At 35.5% G+C, this 20,443-nt stretch carries 16 protein-coding genes; 15 read left to right on the top strand and 1 reads right to left on the bottom strand.

The features are described 5' to 3' along the window. Window positions 1–42 precede the first annotated feature (42 nt). The 14 genes from fusA to radA all read left to right on the top strand — a co-directional run bounded on the left by fusA (window position 43) and on the right by radA (window position 18,502). Entirely contained in the window at window positions 43–2,088 is a 2,046-nt protein-coding gene (fusA, locus tag TMATH_RS09875; RefSeq protein ID WP_013150828.1) for an elongation factor G, read from the top strand. A gap of 387 nt (window positions 2,089–2,475) precedes the next feature. Continuing rightward, window positions 2,476–3,687 carry an NAD(P)-dependent malic enzyme gene (locus TMATH_RS09870; protein ID WP_013150827.1) on the top strand — a complete coding sequence of 404 codons (1,212 nt, stop codon included), beginning with the start codon at window positions 2,476–2,478 and terminating at the stop codon, window positions 3,685–3,687. A gap of 25 nt (window positions 3,688–3,712) precedes the next feature. After that, complete coding sequence (locus TMATH_RS09865; protein ID WP_012995952.1) at window positions 3,713–3,904, top strand: hypothetical protein; 192 nt, start codon at window positions 3,713–3,715, stop codon at window positions 3,902–3,904. A gap of 166 nt (window positions 3,905–4,070) precedes the next feature. Then, window positions 4,071–4,535 carry a CtsR family transcriptional regulator gene (locus TMATH_RS09860; RefSeq protein ID WP_013150826.1) on the top strand — a complete coding sequence of 155 codons (465 nt, stop codon included), beginning with the start codon at window positions 4,071–4,073 and terminating at the stop codon, window positions 4,533–4,535. A gap of 14 nt (window positions 4,536–4,549) precedes the next feature. Further along, on the top strand, window positions 4,550–5,065 hold the full coding sequence (locus TMATH_RS09855; RefSeq protein ID WP_012995950.1) for a UvrB/UvrC motif-containing protein: 516 nt from the start codon (window positions 4,550–4,552) through the stop codon (window positions 5,063–5,065). A 9-nt stretch (window positions 5,066–5,074) separates the two neighbouring features. Then, window positions 5,075–6,094 carry a protein arginine kinase gene (locus tag TMATH_RS09850; protein WP_013150825.1) on the top strand — a complete coding sequence of 340 codons (1,020 nt, stop codon included), beginning with the start codon at window positions 5,075–5,077 and terminating at the stop codon, window positions 6,092–6,094. Window positions 6,095–6,106: 12 nt separating this feature from the next. Then, complete coding sequence (locus TMATH_RS09845; protein ID WP_013150824.1) at window positions 6,107–8,557, top strand: ATP-dependent Clp protease ATP-binding subunit; 2,451 nt, start codon at window positions 6,107–6,109, stop codon at window positions 8,555–8,557. A 74-nt stretch (window positions 8,558–8,631) separates the two neighbouring features. Further along, window positions 8,632–9,096, top strand: a complete 465-nt coding sequence (locus TMATH_RS09840) for a metal-dependent transcriptional regulator (RefSeq protein ID WP_013150823.1) — start codon at window positions 8,632–8,634, stop codon at window positions 9,094–9,096. A gap of 525 nt (window positions 9,097–9,621) precedes the next feature. After that, a complete protein-coding gene (locus tag TMATH_RS09835) occupies window positions 9,622–10,887 on the top strand; it encodes a sugar ABC transporter substrate-binding protein (protein ID WP_013150822.1) in 1,266 nt (421 codons plus the stop codon). Window positions 10,888–10,960: 73 nt separating this feature from the next. After that, complete coding sequence (locus TMATH_RS09830; RefSeq protein ID WP_013150821.1) at window positions 10,961–12,250, top strand: carbohydrate ABC transporter permease; 1,290 nt, start codon at window positions 10,961–10,963, stop codon at window positions 12,248–12,250. Further along, window positions 12,247–13,137: a sugar ABC transporter permease gene (locus TMATH_RS09825; protein WP_013150820.1), complete on the top strand. Its 891-nt coding sequence runs from the start codon at window positions 12,247–12,249 to the stop codon at window positions 13,135–13,137. The genes TMATH_RS09830 and TMATH_RS09825 overlap by 4 nt, the downstream gene beginning before the upstream one ends. A 108-nt stretch (window positions 13,138–13,245) precedes the next feature. Beyond that, window positions 13,246–15,519 (top strand): alpha-amylase family glycosyl hydrolase, encoded by a 2,274-nt coding sequence (locus tag TMATH_RS09820; RefSeq protein ID WP_013150819.1) that lies wholly within the window; start codon window positions 13,246–13,248, stop codon window positions 15,517–15,519. A gap of 289 nt (window positions 15,520–15,808) precedes the next feature. Then, a complete protein-coding gene (locus TMATH_RS09815) occupies window positions 15,809–17,074 on the top strand; it encodes an Nramp family divalent metal transporter (protein ID WP_013150818.1) in 1,266 nt (421 codons plus the stop codon). 54 nt (window positions 17,075–17,128) lie between these two features. Next, on the top strand, window positions 17,129–18,502 hold the full coding sequence (gene radA / locus TMATH_RS09810; RefSeq protein ID WP_012995942.1) for a DNA repair protein RadA: 1,374 nt from the start codon (window positions 17,129–17,131) through the stop codon (window positions 18,500–18,502). Between the two features lie 145 nt (window positions 18,503–18,647). On the opposite strand, the gene TMATH_RS09805 is transcribed toward radA, so the two are convergent. Further along, complete coding sequence (locus TMATH_RS09805; protein ID WP_012995941.1) at window positions 18,648–19,043, bottom strand: nucleoside triphosphate pyrophosphohydrolase family protein; 396 nt, start codon at window positions 19,041–19,043, stop codon at window positions 18,648–18,650. 282 nt (window positions 19,044–19,325) lie between these two features. On the opposite strand from TMATH_RS09805, the gene TMATH_RS09800 reads away from it, so the two are divergent. Beyond that, window positions 19,326–20,429: a PIN/TRAM domain-containing protein gene (locus TMATH_RS09800; protein ID WP_012995940.1), complete on the top strand. Its 1,104-nt coding sequence runs from the start codon at window positions 19,326–19,328 to the stop codon at window positions 20,427–20,429. Window positions 20,430–20,443 lie beyond the last annotated feature (14 nt).

Below are 20,443 nucleotides of genomic sequence, written 5' to 3'. Positions count from 1 at the left end.
AATAATATTAAAGATGATTTGCGATAAGATAGGGGGATATGTATGAAAGATTACAAGACTAACCAAATAAGAAATGTAGGATTGGTTTCCCACGGTGGAGCCGGTAAAACTACATTAACTGAGGCATTTCTTTTCAACACAAAAGTCATCGATAGAATGGGGCGTGTAGAAAATGGAACTACTGTATCTGACTATGATCCGGAGGAAATTGTCAGACAAATATCCATTTCCACATCAGTAATTCCAGTAGAATGGGGAGAATGTAAAATAAATATATTAGATATGCCGGGGTATTTTGATTTTTTTGGAGAGGTTGTCAGCGGTTTGCGGGTTGTAGACAGTGTTATAATACCTGTGTGTGCTGCTTCTGGTGTAGAAGTTGGAACTGAAAAGGTATTTGGTTTGGCTCAAAAGAATACGTTACCTATTATATTTTTTATCAACAAAATGGATAGAGAAAATGCCGATTATTTTAAAACGTTAAACCAATTAAGGGAAAAATTTGGTAATAAGGTTATTCCACTGACATTTCCTATTGGAAGTGAGCAAAGTTTTAAAGGCTATGTAGATGTTCTTACTCAAAAAGCATACGTTTACAATGAAAAAGGGGCAAAGGAGACAGAAGTACCGTCAGAGTTAATGGATAAAGTTTTATCGGCCAAAGAGGAATTAATTGAGAACATTGCTGAAAACGATGAAACTTTAATGGAAAAGTACTTTGGAGGAGAAGAATTTACACAAGAAGAAATAAAAGAAGGAATCAAAAACAGCATAAGAATCGGCGAATTAATGCCTGTTTTATGCGGTTCAAGCCTTAAAAATATTGGAACAGATAAATTATTAGATGTTATTGTGGAATATTTGCCATCACCTCTGGATATAGAAAAAGAAGGAGAAAAAGTCAGTGAAAATGGTCCAGTAGCCGCATTTGTATTTAAAACTATAGCAGATCCTTATGTGGGTAGAGTATCTATTTTTAAGGTTATATCAGGTACATTAACTTCTGATTGTGTGCTTCTTAACTCAAATAATAAGATGCAAGAGAAAATAAGCCAGCTTTTTATTTTAAGAGGTAAAAAACAAATACCTATGTCAAAACTTGTAGCAGGAGATATAGGAGCAGTTGCAAAGCTTCAATATACCATGACAGGTGATACTTTATGTGACACGTCTAAACCTGTGACATTAGCACCTATCGATTTCCCACAGCCTACACTTTCACTTGCTATCGAACCTAAATCCAAAGGGGATGAGGAAAAAATTAGCAATGGACTCCAAAGATTGCAAGAAGAAGATCCGACTTTTAAAGTTGAAAAAAATTTAGAGACGGGTCAGATGATAGTTTACGGAATGGGAGAGCAGCATATAGAAGTAATTTCTAAAAAGTTGATGAACAAGTTTGGAGTAGAATGCACCTTGACAGACCCAATTGTACCCTATAGGGAGACGATAAAAGGCAAAATCAAAGTAGAAGGAAAGCATAAAAAACAGACAGGTGGACACGGGCAATATGGTCACGTGTGGATTGAATTTGAGCCTAATCCCAACAGTGAATTTGAATTTGAAGATAAAATCTTTGGTGGAGCTGTTCCAAAACAGTACATTCCAGCAGTAGAAAAGGGTTTGAGAGAAAGCATGAAAGAGGGTGTGCTTGCTCGATATCCTGTAGTAAACATAAAAGCAACATTGGTGGACGGTTCTTATCATCCTGTTGACTCCTCTGAAATGGCTTTTAAAATTGCTGCATCTCTTGCGTTTAAAAAGGGAATGGAACAAGCAAATCCAGTTCTTTTAGAACCTATTATGAGAGTAGAAGTGGTTGTACCTGAAGAATACATGGGAGATATCATTGGGGATTTGAATAAGAGAAGAGGAAGAATTTTAGGAATGGAGTCGAAAGACAATTTAGAAGTAATCACAGCAGAAGTACCTTTGGCTGAAATGAATAGATATGCGACGGATTTAAGGTCTTTGACACAGGCAAGAGGAGATTTTAAAATGGCTTTTGCAAGATATGAGGAAGCTCCACCTAATGTTGCACAAAAGATAATAGAAGAAAGAAAGAAAATAAAAGAAAAGGAAAAATAAAGCCTGTCTTTGCAGGCTTTTAGACTGTATACAAACTTTCGGAAATAGGATATTTTGCATAAGGCACGACTTGTGACAAAGCGTTAACAAAACTTAGCGAGACCGAGGGCGGAGGCAGGGCCGAAGCCAAGGATGGCGGAGGCGGGCACCTGAGACAGGAGGTCGAATGTGCCCGGGACCCTGCCGGAACCCGAAGGTCAAGCTTAGTTTTGTCGCTTTGGAACATCGGAGTGACGATGCAAAATATCCTATTTTAAAAAATTTTTACTTTGTCAACAAGCTGAAAGCCTGTCTTTGCAGGCTTTATTTTTATTGCAGTTAATAACTTTTTTCTAAAAGTTATTTAAGGTATAATATAAGAAAATACGTGTAATAGAGGAGGACTTTATGAATATAAGAGAAGAAACTTTAAAACTCCATAAAAAAAATAAAGGCAAACTGGAAATTGTAAGCAAAGTAAAAATAAAAACTGATGAAGATTTAGCTTTAGCCTATACTCCTGGTGTTGCAGAGCCTTGTAAGGAGATACATAAAAATAGTGATTTAGTATATGACTATACTGCAAAGAGCCACATGGTTGCGGTTGTAACAGATGGTTCAGCTGTTTTGGGTTTAGGCAACATAGGGCCACAAGCAGCTCTTCCTGTTATGGAAGGAAAAGCAGTTTTATTTAAAGAATTTGGAGGCGTTGATGCAGTACCTATATGTCTTGCTACTCAAGATGTTGAAGAAATTATAAAAACTGTGGTGAACATTTCACCTGCTTTCGGTGGTATAAATCTTGAAGATATTTCTGCACCTCGTTGTTTTGAAATAGAAAGAAGGTTAGATGAAATTTTGGATATACCTGTTTTTCATGACGACCAGCATGGAACGGCAGTTGTAACTTTGGCTGCTTTAATAAATGCTTTAAAAATTGTAGAAAAAGAATTAAAAGAAGTTACTGCCGTTGTAAATGGTGCTGGAGCGGCAGGAATTGCAATTACTAAATTTTTAATAAAAGCGGGTATAAAAGATGTAATAGTTTGCGATAGAAGTGGTATCATATATGAAGGAAGAGAAGACAAAGACTTCTCTAAAAAAGAAATTGCAAAAATATCAAATAAAGGAAAATTAAAAGGGACTTTGAAAGATGCTTTAAAAGGAGCTGATGTGTTTATTGGGGTATCAGCACCTAATGTATTAAATAAAGAAATGATAAAAACAATGGCAAAAAAACCAATAGTTTTCGCGTTAGCCAATCCAGTGCCTGAAATATATCCTAATGAAGCAAAAGAGGCAGGAGCTTATGTAGTAGGTACTGGTAGATCTGATTTTCCAAACCAAATAAATAATGTGTTGGCTTTTCCAGGTATATTTAGAGGGGCATTAGAAGTTAGGGCTACTACAATTAACGAGGAGATGAAAATTAGTGCTGCTTATTCTATTGCCCAAACTGTTTCAGAAAGCGAACTTGATCCGAAGTATGTAATTCCAAAGCCCTTTGATAAAAGAGTTCTTAAAAATGTAGCAATAGCAGTTGCGAAAGCGGCAATAGAGACAGGGGTAGCGAGAGTCAACTTAGATTTAAAAGAGTTTGAAAAAAGTTTTAATAAATAATAAAGTAAGCAAGAGGTGGAAAGATGTGAATAAACGTCAAAAATTTTTCAAGGGAAAGCTATATAAATCTGTAAGAGGAAATTTTTTTGAAGAAGAAACTTACGAAAATACAGATAGAAAAAATTTAAAGGGAAAAAGCAATTTTTCATCTCTTATAAATCAACAAGACCATCAAGAACTGGCAGATGAAGGGGAAGAAATCTATGAAAATGAGTGAAAAATGGTGAAAATTTTAGAATATAAGAGATATTTTTATTATTTGATGAAAATATTAGAATAAATCACTTACTTTAGTGTGAAAAAGCTATTGACGAGAGGATAAAAAAATGTAAAAATATATTCGAAGGTCAAAGAAAGTCAAAGTAAAAGTAAGAGACGTGGTGATGGAAATGGCAAGGCTTAGTGATTTGATTGAAAATTTTATAAAAGAACTAATGGAAGAAGCTGGTAAACATTATATAGAAATTCAAAGAAATGAATTAGCAAATGTTTTTAATTGTGCCCCATCTCAAATAAACTATGTGTTAGAGACGCGTTTTACTATTGACAGAGGATACATCATAGAAAGTAAAAGAGGTGGCGGAGGTTATATAAAAATTTATAAAACTTCTATATCAAACAATTGGATAAATAAAATAATAGAAAGCATAGGAGATAATATTTCGGAGAGTAAAGCAAGGCATTACATTGATGCTCTTTTAGACCATAATATTATAACTTCCAGGGAAGCAGCTTTGATGAAAGCTGTAGTTAATGATAAAATTCTTCCTTTTTCTCAAGAGGATAAAAATATGTTGCGAGCATTACTACTTAAGGCAATGCTTATAGAAATTGCTCGCAACAAGTAAGGGAGGGAATTTTTATGATGTGTGATAAATGCAAAATAAGGCCTGCTACAGTTCATTTCACTAAAATAGTAAACGGAGTAAAAACTGAAACGCATTTGTGTGACCAGTGCGCAGCAGAAGAGGGAATTTTAAATACAGAAGTTTTTTCAACTTTTACACCTTTTTCAGTTCAAAATTTATTGTCAGGTTTAATGGACTTTTTGCCTGGAATAGATGACTTTACAAAAAAGCCTTTAAAGTGTAGTCGCTGTGGCATGACTTATGAAGATTTCAAAAAAATTGGAAGATTAGGGTGTAGTTTCTGTTATGATGCTTTTGCTGAGGAACTGGCTCCTCTGATGAGGAGAATACACGGCAGTACAGAACACAGAGGAAAAATTCCTAAAAAAGCCGGGGGTAGAATGAGAGTAAAAAGAGAAATTGAGGAACTAAAGTTACAATTAGAAAAAGCTGTTAAAGAAGAAGCTTATGAAAAAGCAGCAGAACTAAGAGATAAAATCAGAGAATTGGAGAAAGAATTAGGAAAGTAGGTGACAAAGATGTTTAAATATGATAAAGATGTGGTTTTGTCTAGTAGAATTAGACTTGCTCGAAACATCAAAGATATTCCTTTTCCTACTATTATGACAGAAGAGCAAGGACGCAAGGTTATAGATTTAGTTAGAAAGGCTATATTAGGAAGTAATACTATTTTGTCTACCCAATTTGTAGAATACGACATGAAGAAATTGACCCCTATTGACAGGCAATCACTTGTAGAAAAACACCTTATAAGCCCTGACCTTTCACAAAATACAAAGAGTGGTTATGTACTTATAAAAGATGACAATACAGTAAGCATAATGGTCAATGAAGAGGACCATCTTAGAATACAATGCATATTAGAAGGATTAAAGCTTAATGAAAGCTGGGATACTGCGGATAAAGTTGACGATTTGATTGAAGAAACTATCGACTATGCCTATGATGAAAAGATAGGTTATTTGACTTCTTGTCCTACTAACGTAGGCACAGGGATACGAGCCTCAGTCATGGTTCATCTTCCCGCTCTTACTATCACTGGGCAAATAAGCAATATTTTGAATTCTGCTTCCAAAATAGGTATGGCAGTAAGAGGAATATACGGAGAAGGTACACAAGCTTTGGGAGATATTTATCAAATTTCCAATCAAGTCACTCTTGGCCAAAGTGAAAGAGAAATAATTGAAAATATTGAAGGAGTGGCAAGACAAATTATCTCTAGCGAAAGAAAAGCCAGAGAGGACCTATACAAAAAACAAAGAATTCAAATAGAAGATAGAGTAGGAAGAGCCTATGGAATTTTATCTCATGCAAAAATAATGTCTACCAAGGAATACATGACTTTAATGTCTGATGTGAGATTAGGGGCAGTTTTGGGAATATTAGATGTGGACATAAATAGAATTGATATTCTCACTACGCATATACAACCAGCTAATTTACAAAAAATTTATGGAATTCAGTTAGATCCCTATGAAAGAGATGTGAAAAGGGCAGAATATATAATAAGTCAAATAAACAGAAAAGATAATTTGTAGGAGGTGTTTGATATGGCAATGTTTGGAAGATTTACAGAAAGAGCTCAAAAAGCTCTTTATTTGGCACAGGAGGAAGCGAGGTCTTTTTATCATAATTATGTAGGGACAGAGCATATTTTATTGGGATTATTAAAAGAAAATGAAGGTATAGCAGCAAGAACTTTAAAAAAATTAGGAGTAACTTATGAAACTACAAGAGAAAAGGTACTATCTTTGATTGGAATGGGAAATATCCCGGGTGACGTGGTAGGATATACACCACGGGCTAAAAGGGTATTGGAATTGAGTCTTAGTGAGGCAAGAAGATTTAATACCAGCTATATTGGAACCGAGCACATTTTATTAGGGATTTTAAGAGAGGGTGAAGGAGTCGCTGTACGAATTTTAATGGAACAAGGTATAGATTTCAATAGAGTGAGAGAGGAGATTGTAAAGATGCTTAACGAAGAGCCTTCAGGAGGACCTGCAAAGGCAACAAAGGTTAAAAATACAAATACCCCTACTCTAAATCAATTTGGAAGAGATTTGACCGAGCTTGCAAGAGATGGTAAACTTGACCCTGTAATAGGAAGAGAAAAAGAGATTGAAAGAGTTATACAGATTCTGAGCAGGAGGACAAAAAATAATCCTGTCCTAATAGGTGAACCGGGTGTTGGTAAAACTGCTATTGTAGAAGGACTTGCTCAAAAGATTGTAGAAGGTGAAATTCCTGAAATTTTGAAAGATAAAAGAGTTGTAACTTTAGACATGGCTTCTATGGTAGCAGGTACAAAATATAGAGGCGAATTTGAAGATAGGTTAAAAACAGTATTAAATGAGGTTATAAAGGCAGGAAATGTGATACTATTTATAGATGAGATGCACACTTTAATTGGAGCAGGTGCAGCGGAAGGTGCAATAGATGCATCAAACATTTTAAAACCGGCACTTGCAAGAGGTGAAATTCAAGTAGTTGGAGCAACTACTTTGGAGGAATACAGAAAATATGTAGAAAGAGACCCTGCATTAGAAAGAAGATTCCAACCAATAATTGTAGATGAACCAACTGTGGAAGAGACTATTGAAATATTGAAAGGATTAAGAGATAAATATGAAGCCCATCATAGAGTTAAAATTACTGATGAAGCTTTAGAGGCAGCGGCTAGACTTTCCCACAGATATATTGCAGATAGATTTTTACCTGACAAAGCTATTGACTTAATAGATGAAGCTGCTTCGCGCGTAAGGTTGAAGACAGTGACTGCACCTCCAGAGATAAAAGAATTGGAAGATAAAATCAATGACCTCATAAAAGAAAAGGAAGAAGCGATAAAGACTCAAGAGTACGAAAAAGCTGCGAAAATAAGAGATGAAGAACAAAAATTAAGAGAAGAATTGGAAAAATTAAAAGCCAAATGGCAACAAAATTCTCTTTCTAATGAAAAAAGTGTGGGACCAGAAGAAATTGCACAAGTTGTATCTCTGTGGACAGGAATACCTGTAAAAAAATTGGCTGAAGAAGAATCAGAAAGGCTGTTACATTTAGAAGAGATATTGCATGAAAGAGTCATAGGGCAAGATGAAGCTGTAGAAGCAGTAGCAAGGGCTATAAGAAGGGCAAGAGTGGGCTTAAAAGATCCAAAAAGACCAATAGGTTCGTTTATCTTCTTGGGTCCTACTGGAGTTGGTAAAACAGAACTTACAAAGGCTTTGGCAGAAGCACTTTTTGGCGATGAAAATGCCATGATTAGGCTTGATATGTCAGAGTATATGGAAAGGCATACCGTCTCAAAACTTATTGGTTCACCTCCAGGATATGTAGGATTTGAAGAAGGTGGACAATTAACAGAAAAAGTAAGAAGAAAGCCCTATTCAGTAATCTTGCTGGATGAAATTGAAAAGGCCCATCCTGACGTGTTTAACATTCTCCTTCAAATATTAGAGGATGGAAGACTCACTGATTCAAAAGGTAGGACTGTAGACTTCAAAAATACCGTTATAATCATGACATCAAACGTAGGAGCAGAATTGCTAAAAAAACAAGCTACTTTAGGATTTATGCCACAAGAAAAAGAAGATAAAGCTTCTCATGAGAAGGTAAAAGAGACATTAATGGCAGAATTAAGAAAGACCTTTAGACCTGAATTCTTAAATAGGGTGGATGAAATAATTGTATTCCATCAGTTGACAAAAGAAGACATTGAAAAGATTGCTGATATAATGATGAAAGAATTGAATGATAGATTAAAAGAGAACAATATTAAACTGGAGTTTACCCCTGAAGGTAAAGAGGAAATTATTAAACAAGGATATGATCCAAACTACGGTGCAAGGCCTTTAAGAAGAGTTATACAAAGGATTGTAGAGAATCAATTGTCTGAACTTATGTTGCAGGGGAAAGTAAAACCTGGAGATGAGCTTATAGTGACTGCAAAAGATGGAAAAATAGAGTTTGTGAAAAAAGATGCGGTTCAAAAGACTTAGCCTCGAGCTAAGTCTTTTTTTACTTAAAGATAATATATATATTCAGTAGAAGTATTTGAAGAAGGTGTGAGCATATGGAAAAAGATAGGTTTTATACTGTAAGAGGTTACCAAATTCGTTTCCAGAAGAGAAAACAACTTACCCCAGCAATGGAAGACTATATAGAAATGATCTATAGAGAAAGTCTTAAAAGTCCCTATACCCGTGTAAATCTTCTTTCTGAGCTTTTAAATGTAAAAGCTCCTTCAACTACTAAAATGCTTCAGAAATTAAAAGAATTTGGGCTTGTGGAGTATCAAAAATATGGGGTGGTAGGTTTAACAGAAAAAGGCAAAGAAATGGGTAAGTTTTTATTGGATAGGCATTCTACTGTAGAGGAATTTTTAAAAAATTTAGGGGTTAAAGAGAGATTGTTAGAACAGACAGAATTAATTGAACACAATATATCTATTGAAACGTTAGAAAAAATGAGAAAATTTAATAGGTTTTTAAAAGAAAATCCAGAAATAAAAGAAAAGTATCAAAAAAGTAACCCGTAAATGTGGGTTGTCAGCCTTTTGAAGAAGTATTAATGGATTTTAGTAGCTTTAAAAAGGAATTTATAAGGTACAATGAGCAAAAGCTTGCAGATTATAAGCCTATTAGTGTATGCGAAATTTTAATTTATGTTGTACAAAAAAATATATTGACATTTGGTTAAGTAAAATATACAATAATATTAAAAGTAAGCGCAAGCGATTGCAACACTGTTGCAATTAAGCGCTTTTAAAAAATACATTTCAAGAAAGCGATTGCTGTAATATATTAGCAATTACTTGTAAGATAGAATTAATACTGGTGGTAGCTTTCTAATCACATTTATGGAGGTGCTATCATTCTATTATATAGATAGATATAAAGGGGGTGAAGAGCCAGATTCAAAAGAACGATGGAATGAATAAAATAGAATCAAATACTTTTGAGCTAAAAATTTTTTGACAACACAAGAAAACGTTTTACATTTTTGCTAAAAGATTTATTCAAGCCATTAACACAAAAAATTAAAAAAAGAGGTGTGGATATTCATGAAAAAGTATTTATGGCTGATTTTAATACTTGTAATATTTATGACTTTCACTGCTTGTGCGCCTGAAAGTCAGTCTAGTACACCACAACCAAGTGAGGTCAATAAAGATGGACAATTGTTACCAGAACCGGGTGCAAAATTGCTCGTCTGGGAAAGTGAAGGTCCGGAGGGAGAATTCATTCAGTATGCAGCGAAGAAATTTACTGAAAAATATGGTGTTGAAGTGGTGTATGAACCCGTTACTCATACGGATGCTCCCGGAAAACTAGCTACAGATGGCCCGGCAGGAATTGGTGCCGATGTATTTGCAGCACCTCATGATAAAACCGGAGAGCTGGTGGCTTCAGGTCTAATTCAAGAAAACGATCTTTTTGCAGACCGAATTCGAAATGAGTTCATGCAAGGAGCGGTGGATGCAGTTTCTTTCCAAGGAGTTGTGTACGGATATCCAACAGGAATTGAAACTTATGCCTTGTTTTACAATAAGGAATATGTAAAAGAGCCACCTAAAACTTATCAGGATATTGTCGAATTTGCAAAGGAATTTAATGACCTTGCATCAAATCGATTTGGGTTTATGTGGGATGTAGGAAATGCATATTACTCCCATAGTTTTGTAGCAGGATATGGTGGTTATGTCTTTGGAAAGGGAGGAACAGATAAGGATGACATTGGTTTAAACTCAAAAGAAGCAGTTGAAGGTGCCAAATTTTTAGTTTCTCTTAAGGAGATTCTACCTCTAAAGAGCGATGATACCAATTATCAAGTCATGGATGGCATGTTTAAAGAAGGTAAGGCCGCTATGATAATAAATGGACCATGGGCAGTAAGGGGCTATCAGGAGGCAGGTGTTGATTTTGGTATTGCACCACTTCCGTTGTTGCCAAACGGTGAACATCCTGCAAGTTTTTCTGGTGTTCGTACCATGTTTGTAAGTGCTTATACGAAATATCCTAATGCTGCAAAACTATTTGCTGATTTTATTACTTCAGAAGAAATGCTACTGAAACGTTATGAAATTACAAAGCAGATTCCTCCAATGAAGTCATTAATGAACGCAGATATCATTAAAAGCGATCCCTATGCGGCACCTTTCCTGGAGCAAGCACAGTTTGCTGTGCCGATGCCTTCCATCCCTCAAATGGGGGTTGTCTGGGAGCCGTATGCCAGGGCGTTTCAGGTTATGTGGAATGATGGTGTAGACCCGCAAAAAGCACTGGATGAAGCTGTTCAGACAATAAAAGATGCAATTGCCATACAGTAAATATTTATCTAGTTATCTAGTCATTTGCATCTGCAAATGACTAGATTTTTCTAAAAAGATGGGAGGGAAAAGCATGAGAAGATCCAAAAAAGCAGCATTACTTTCTGCATTATTTATGGGACTTGGACAGCTATATAACCGAGAAATTGTCAAGGGCATTTTGATTGCCATTATTGGCATTATTATTGTCATTAATATTCCATATTTTCTTTACGCCTATTGGGGCCTGATAACACTAGGAGAACAGCCTTTACACTATGTGAACGGAATTGCCCAGGGAGATCATTCCATATTTTTATTGATACAGGGTATTATAGCGGTTTTAGTTACACTTGTTATTTTAATAATTTATATATTAAATATTGTTGATGCCTTAAAAACCGGGGAGGCGAGGGAACAAGGCGAAAAGCCTATGGGCATAGGTGATTTTATCAAACATATTTCTCATAAATATTTTCCTTATTTTTCTTTAAGTCCTTTATTTATTTTAATATTGTTTTTTACCGTACTGCCGATTTTATTTACCATTTCCATCGCTTTTACCAATTATTCTGCTCCTAATCATTTACCTCCCAGAAACCTAGTAGACTGGGTAGGTTTTACAAATTTTAAGAATTTGGTAAATTTAAAAATATGGAAAAATACTTTTATTGGGGTAGGCATTTGGACCGTTATATGGGCGGTATTGGCAGCCTTGACCAGTTATTTTGGAGGGTTATTACTGGCTTTATTGATTAACTCCTCGGAAGTTCGCTTAAAGAAGTTTTGGCGAACCATTTATATATTACCCTATGCAATACCGGGGTTCATTTCTATCCTGATTATGCGATTAATGTTTACGGGATTAGGGCCAGTCAACAGTTTTCTGGTAAAGCTGGGATTTGAACGAATACCGTGGTTGACCAATTCTACAATGGCAAAGCTGGTGGCGATTCTGGTGAATATATGGCTGGGAGCTCCTTACTTCATGGCGTTAATGTCAGGGACATTGACCAATATTCCTAGTGATTTGTATGAAGCAGCAGAGATTGACGGAGCTACTTCAAGCCAAAAATTTTGGAAAATTACTCTGCCATTGGTGTTGCATGCCACAACACCGCTATTGATTTTAAGTTTTACCCATAACTTCAATAACTTTACGCTGATTTACCTTTTAACCAATGGAGGCCCTGCAAATCCTGCATATCGCTATGCAGGACATACAGATATTTTAATTTCCTGGATTTACAAGCTAACCATAGAACAAAATCAATATCACATGGCTTCTGTTATATCCATTATTATGTTCATTGTTATCGCCACTATATCTACTTTAACCTTTAGCAAGACAAAGTCTTTCAGGGAGGAGGACATGATACAATGACAGTGAAATTTAATGAAAATCAACTGACAACGGGAATGAAGTCGCCAAAAAAAAGGATTACTCTTGTTGATATGATCCGTAAAGCATGCATTTATAGTCTTCTTGTTGTCATTAGTCTTATTGTTATTATTCCTATACTATGGATCATTGGTTCTTCCTTAAGTCCAGGCGACAGTTTGTTTAGCTCTACCTTGATACCCAAAAATCCCAGCTTGATTCATTACCGTAATTTGCTCACTAACTCGGATTTTCCCCTGTGGTATAAAAATACGTTGAAAATTGCAACAATTAACATGGTTGTATCAGTTTTTTTATCCACCAGTTCTGCGTATGTATTTTCGCGATACCGGTTTAGGGGAAGAAAGCCAACATTGATGGTAATGCTGGTGCTTCAAATGTTTCCGAGTTTTCTGGCTATGACAGCCATTTACGTATTGCTACTGCAATTAGGATTATTAGACACTCATCTTGGATTAATTCTTGTTTATGCTACTGGCCAAATACCTTATAACACATGGGTGGCAAAAGGGTATTTTGACGGGATTTCACGCAGTATGGACGAAGCTGCAAAAATTGACGGGGCATCCAATTTTACAATATTTTATAAAATTATTTTACCTTTAGCAAAACCCATTATTACCTTCATAGCCTTAACCAACTTTACCGGACCATGGATGGACTTTGTGCTACCAAAATTAATTCTTCGCAGTGCTGACAAAAAAACCCTGGCAATGGGATTATATGACATGGCCGTCAATCAACACAATACAAAATTTACTGTTTTTGCAGCCGGAGCTGTGTTGGTAGCTATTCCCATTACATTGCTATTTATCTATCTCCAAAAACATATTGTGGAGGGACTAACAAAAGGAGCAGTAAAAATCTAATACTTTAAAACAGATTAAGCCTATAGCGTAGAGGTTAAATTTGGCTAAAAATGAGACTTTAAAGGCTTAATTGACTAATCACAAAATATTGAAATAGGGGGATGACCTGTGGCTGCTTTAATTAAGAAAAAAAATTTAAGTGTTTTAGTGGTCGTGATAATACTGCTGGTTTTCTTTTTCAGTTTTCAGCCGGTTACTGCCGAAGCCACGAGTACTGGAGGATTAGGCCCTGTAACGCCAAAGGATACTATTTATCAAATTATTACAGATCGGTTTTATGATGGTGATCCATCAAACAATATTCCTCCAGGTTTCGATCCTACACTTTTTGACGGAACAGGAACTGACTTGAAGCTGTATCAAGGAGGTGATTGGAAGGGAATTATTGAGAAAATTCCTTATTTAAAAGAAATGGGCATTACAGCAGTTTGGATTTCTGCTCCTTATGCCAATCGTGATACGGTAATTGAAGATTATCATCCGGACGGCAGCGTCGACAGGTGGACCAGTTTTCACGGATATCATGCTAGAAACTATTTTGCTACTAATAAGCATTTCGGAGAAATGCAGGATTTTATTGCATTGAGGGATGCTCTCCACAGCAACGGAATAAAACTGGTTATTGACTTTGTATCAAATCATAGTAGCAGATGGCAAAATCCTACATTAAACTATCAGCCGGAAGATGGAAGATTGTACGAACCTGACAAAGATGAAAATGGAAATTATGTATTTGACAGTAATGGAAATCCGGCAGATTATAACGGAGACGGAATAGTTGAAAATTTATTGGCTGATCCACACAATGATATTGATGGTTTTTTCCACGGATTAGGGGATCGAGGAGATGATACTACTAGATTTGGGTATCGTTACAAGGATTTGGGTTCTCTGGCAGATTATTCTCAGGAGAATCCCGGGGTGGTGGAACATCTAGAAAAAGCTGCAATATTTTGGAAATCAAAAGGTATAGATGGTGTACGTCATGATGCAACTCTTCATATGAATCCAGCTTTCGTTCAAGGGTTTAAAGATGCGATTGATTCTGCACCGGGGGGACCTCTTACTCATTTTGGAGAATTTTTTATCGGACGTCCAGATCCTAAATATGAAGAATATCGTACCTTTCCTGATCGAACTGGGGTTAATAATTTAGATTTTGAATACTATCGTGCAGCGACCAATACTTTTGGTTATTTTTCTGAAACCATGAGAGACTTTGGTGAAATGATGATAAAAACCAGCAATGATTATATTTATGAAAATCAAGCGGTTACCTTTATCGATAATCATGATGTAACCCGGTTTAGATATATACAGCCAAATGACAAACCTTATCATGCAGCGTTGGCAGTCTTAATGACATCCCGTGGGATACCTAATATATATTATGGTACCGAACAATACTTATATCCTGCAGATGACAGTGATATTGCCGGAAGAATGTTCATGCAGACATCAACTTCCTTTGATCAAACCACAACAGCTTATAAGCTGATACGCAAACTTTCTGATTTGAGAAGAAGCAATGAAGCTGTTTCTTACGGTACAACAGAAATACTTTACAGTACAGATGATGTATTAGTTTTCAAGCGGCAATTTTACGACAAACAAGTAATTGTTGCCGTAAATCGACAACCCGATAGAAGTTTTGATGTACCGGATTTAAATACCACACTGCCTGTAGGAACCTATCATGACGTACTCGAGGGATTACTATACGGAAAATCCATGTCGGTAGTGGAGGAAAATGGTCAGCTTAAAATTAAAGGCTTTACCCTGTCGGGAGGAGAAGTAAACGTTTGGTCGTATAATCCTTCCCTGGGGACAGAAATTCCAAGGATAGGCGATGTCATTTCTACAATGGGTCGTCCAGGTAATCTAATTTATATCTATGGAACTGGTCTTGGAGGCAATGTTACGGTGAAATTTGATACAACATTGGCTCAAGTAGTATCCAATAGTAATGAAATGATTATTGCGGTTGTTCCCAATACACCGGGAATTAAGAACATTACGGTGGAAAAAGGAAACTATACCAGTAATCCTTTCCGCTATCATGTGTTATCTGGTGATCTGGTTCAGGTGATATTTAAAGTAAATGCAACAACAGAATGGGGCCAAAATATTCATATTGTTGGAAATTTGCCGGAACTTGGGAATTGGGATCCTACTCTGTCGACAGAAGCGATGATGTGCCCCAATTACCCCGAATGGTTTTTGCCGGTGAGTGTTCCAATGGGGACAACATTTGAGTTTAAATTTATTAAAAAAGACAGTAACGGGAATGTTATATGGGAAAGTGGTGAAAATCGTATCTTTACTTCTCCTAATATATCCACCGGAACCGTTGATACACCACTATACAATTGGAGGGATTGATAGCACTATTCCTCGGACTTGTAGGTAAAGTCTAAGAAATCCTGAATAATAAAAGGGATTTCTTGATTCAATTATTACCCCAAGACAACTTAGTAAGAAAAATAAAAAAGCAGTTGATTTTGATTTCACTATAAGAAGCAATAAAGCACAAATTCATAAATGTTGTTTGTTTTTACATGCATGGCAACCCGTTAATGCGGGTTGTTTTTTATGTAACAGGACAAAAATGAAACACATATTTTAAATAAGGTAAATAAATTTAGTTTTGTCTAAAATGGAGGGAGTTAATTTGGAAAATCATGAGACTATCATAGCGACTGAAAAACTTTTTTCTCTCTCTCATATTTTTAAAAAGGTTTTAAAATATTTCGGACCGGCTTTTGTGATAAGTGTTGCCTATATTGACCCAGGAAATTTTGCTACAAATATAAGTGGAGGTTCTACATTTAATTATCATTTAATATGGGTAATACTTTGGAGCAATATTATGGCCATTTTTTTGCAAGTCATGGCTGCGAAATTAGGAATCGCAACGGGACGTAATCTGCCAGAAATGTGTAGTTTGGTTTTTAAACGAAAAGTCAATTGGGTCTTGTGGATAGCAGCAGAATTAGCGGCTATGGCTACAGATTTGGCGGAATTTTTAGGCGGTACTTTGGGATTATATTTGCTTTTTCGTATACCTCTTATGTATGCAGGACTTTTGACAGGATTTATAACTTTTATTATTGTATACTTAGAAAAATATGGGCAAAAATTAGTTGAAATGGTTATTTTTTCATTAATATCAATTATTAGCTTTTCTTACGCTTTTGAACTTTTTTTAGCAAAACCAGATTGGGGAAAAGTATTGTATCATACTGTGATTCCTTCTATTCCAAATAGAGAAGCTTTGTTAATAGCGGTCGGAATATTAGGAGCTACAGTAATGCCCCATGTGATTTATTTGCATTCCCAGTTAGTTCAATATAGAAATAAGGGGAATACATTAGAAGAAAAAAAAGAACACTTAAGAATGGAAAAAATAGATATTTTTGTGGCAATGAATATAGCATTTATAATAAATGCGGCTATGCTAATAGTTTCGGCGGCTGTTTTTTATAAAAATGGAATAGTGGTAGAGTCTATTGAAGAAGCTCATATGTCATTAAAACCATTGTTAGGTCCCTTATCCAGCTGGGCTTTTGGAATAGCGCTTTTGGCCTCTGGTTTATCTTCTTCTGCAGTAGGTACAATGGCAGGGCAGACTATAATGAAGGGCTTTGTAGATTTGGATATTCCATTAAATTTACGAAGACTTATAACCATGATGCCAGCCTTAATAATAATTTTATTGGGAATTGATCCTTTTAAAACCCTTATTATAAGCCAAGTGATTTTGAGCTTTGAACTTCCTATGGCTATAATCCCAATGCTTTTGATTACTTCTCAAAAAAAGTTTATGGGTGAATTTATAAATACACCTATTGAAAAAATTATTGGTATAATTGTGGCTTCCGTTATAATCTTTTTAAATGGGCTGCTTCTGTATTTCACTTTTATGGGAGGTGCATAAAAGTGTGATATAATTAAAAGAGAATTCTGCGAAAGATAGAAAGATGGTGGAGATATGGCCAAATCAAATACAAAATTTGTATGTAGAGAGTGTGGTTTTGAAAGTAGTAAATGGATGGGAAGATGTCCTAATTGTGAAAGCTGGAATTCTTTTGAGGAAGAAGTTATAGAGAATCTAAAAAATTTTAAAATAACTAAAAATACATCTCAAATATATCTTCTTCAAGATGTAACTTTTTCAGAAGAGGAAAGGATAAGGACAGGGATTGAAGAGTTTGACAGGGTTTTAGGTGGCGGAATTGTAAAGGGGTCTCTTGTTTTGATAGGTGGTGACCCAGGAATTGGGAAGTCTACTTTGTTATTTCAGGTAGCAGGGAATATTTCTGATGAAAAAGTAGTTCTTTACGTGTCAGGAGAGGAATCAATTCAGCAGATTAAATTGAGAGCAGATAGAATTTTGAAAGAAAAACAGCGAATATATCTTTTGTGTGAGACAAATATAGAGGAGATAGAGAGAAAAATTAATGACATAAATCCAAATTTTGTTATTATTGATTCTATACAGACGATGTACACTGAGGAAAGTCAGACAATACCGGGTAGTATTTCTCAGATAAGGCAAGTGACTCAAAAGTTGATGGAGATTTCAAAGCAAAAAGACATAAGTATTTTTTTGATAGGACATGTTACAAAAGAAGGAGCAATAGCGGGACCTAAAGTTTTGGAACATATGGTAGACACGGTTCTATATTTTGAAGGAGATAGAACCCAGTCTTTTAGGGTATTGCGGGCTGTCAAAAACCGCTTTGGCGCAACTCACGAAATTGGAGTTTTTGATATGGAGGAGGATGGGCTCCGCGAAATACGAAATCCTTCTGAATTTATTCTTTCAAACAGGCCTAAAAATGTTCCGGGGACTGCGGTTGTGTCTTCCATTCAAGGGACGAGGCCAATTTTAATGGAAGTGCAGTCTTTGATATGTAAGACTAGTTTTGGAGTACCGAGAAGAATGGCTACTGGATTTGACTACAATCGCTTTATATTGCTTTTAGCAGTTATGGAAAAAAGACTTGGTATAAATCTTTCGCAATTTGATGCATATGTAAATGTGGCGGGAGGAATGAAAATTCAAGAACCAGCTGCTGACCTGGGGATAATTGTGTCTTCTCTTTCTGGATATTTTAATATACCTATTCCTGAAGATGTTTGTTTTATAGGAGAGGTGGGATTGACAGGAGAGGTTAGAGGAGTTAGTAATATAGATAAACGAATAAGTGAAGCACAAAAGATGGGATTTTCTCAAGTTTTTATCCCTGACATGAAGACAAAAGAGATAAAAAAGTTTGAGAATACAAAGATTACTAAAATAAGGGATATAAAGGAGATTGTGGATTTTTTAAAAAAAATAGAACAAAAAGCATCTCCATAGAAGAGATGCTTCAGACTGTAGACAAACTTTTGGAAAGGATTTTGTCGCTTTGGAACACTGGAGCTACGATGCAAAATATCTCCTTTAAAAAATTTTTGACTTTGTCAACAAATTAAAGCGTCTCCATAGAAGGGACGCTTATCATTTACAGCATATTAAATATACCCAAAGTATTTAATTCCTTATGTTTTTTAAGAAGTATATCGTAAAAATTAAGTCCCAAAACATTACACAGAGCGATTATGTAAAATACATTGTTGCCTATTTCTGCTTCTATTACCTCTTTACAGTTTTCACAAAGCTGACCTTCCAGATGGGTTTTAAAATATTTATGGGCTTCTTCTAAAGTTGCGTCAGGGGGAGTCTCTTGTTTGGTGGCATTTATCCTTATGCAACCGCACTCAGTTACTGATTTAGCAACAGCTCTATTTATACGGGCACTGCTTTCTTGTATTTTTGTAAGTATGTCCATTATACTTCTATGGCGTAAGAGATATTCGTCTACTGTATTTTGAAGGTCGTCTACAATAATATCTTTCATTTTTTGTCCACTCCCGTTCTATGAGTTTTTAAGGCTCTCCTTGCTTTTATTATAGACTTAAACTATTTCCATGTCAATATTTAGAATGGCATTTAAATACATTATATAGCATTAATGTAATTTTAATCTTTTGTTAAATTGACAATCCTTCTACATAAGTAGTATACTGTAATTGGCAGCCACATTATACGTGTAAAAATTGTGAAATATTTTTATTCCTTTCCCCAATTTTGCTTATAATAATGTGAAAAATAGCCAATAATAGAGATGGGAGGTGATAATATGTTGTATAAAATTATAAGAGGTGGAATTGGATTACTGGGAATGGCAGCGGGCTTTGAACTGACAAAGCTTTTGTTAAATCTTGTAAAAGATCAGAACTTTGTGCTTATACAATTAAATTATTTTTCAACGGTAATAGCTTATATTATAGGTACTTTAATGGGTGGAATTATATTTTATGTCATTTCTCCTAAATTTATAAAGTGGGGGAAAGACTTTGAACAGTGGCTGGAAGTGAAATTGCAGAATATGCCGATTGATGAAATTTTAATAGGGGCATTCGGGCTAATAGTAGGGCTTATTGTGGCTAATTTGCTGAGCGCGCCTCTTTATCCTATCTTAGTTGTAGGAAAAGTAGTGCCAATTCTTTTGAATTTGCTTTTGGGGTATTTGGGCATTAGAATTTCTTTAAAGAAAAAAGATGATATTTTAAATGTGTTTTCCTTTATGAAAAGGTTGGGACCGCAAAAGACTGTTAAAAACGAATACAATGGAATACCAAAAATTTTGGACACCAGTGTAATTATAGATGGTAGGATATTTGACATATGTAAGACAGGCTTTATTGAAGGACCTTTGATAATTCCGGCTTTTGTATTGGAGGAATTAAGACATATTGCAGATTCTTCAGATTCGTTAAAGAGAAATAGGGGTAGACGAGGACTAGATGTTTTAAATAAGATACAAAATGAGTTAAATATTAAAGTGGAAATTGTAGATAAGGAAATTGATGCGGCAGAAGTAGATACAAAACTTTTGAAACTTGCCCAAATGTTAAAGGGTAAAATAATAACTAATGATTATAATTTAAACAAAGTAGCAGAGTTTCACAGGGTCCCTGTTTTAAACATAAATGAGCTTTCCAATGCGGTAAAACCAATTGTTCTTCCGGGAGAAGAAATGGTGGTGCAAGTTATTAAAGATGGGAAAGAGGCCGGACAAGGAGTTGCTTATTTGGACGATGGCACGATGATTGTAGTAGACGGTGGCAAAAAATTCATAGGTAATACCATAGAAGTGCTTGTTACTAGTGTTTTGCAAACTGCTGCAGGAAGGATGATATTTGCAAAGCCTAAACAGGCAGAACAAGAAAAGGCTATATGAAAAACGCAGGGAAA

It is taken from the genome of Thermoanaerobacter mathranii subsp. mathranii str. A3 (assembly GCF_000092965.1).
GTDB lineage: Bacteria > Bacillota > Thermoanaerobacteria > Thermoanaerobacterales > Thermoanaerobacteraceae > Thermoanaerobacter > Thermoanaerobacter thermocopriae.
This window is presented reverse-complemented; position numbering and strand designations above follow the sequence as displayed.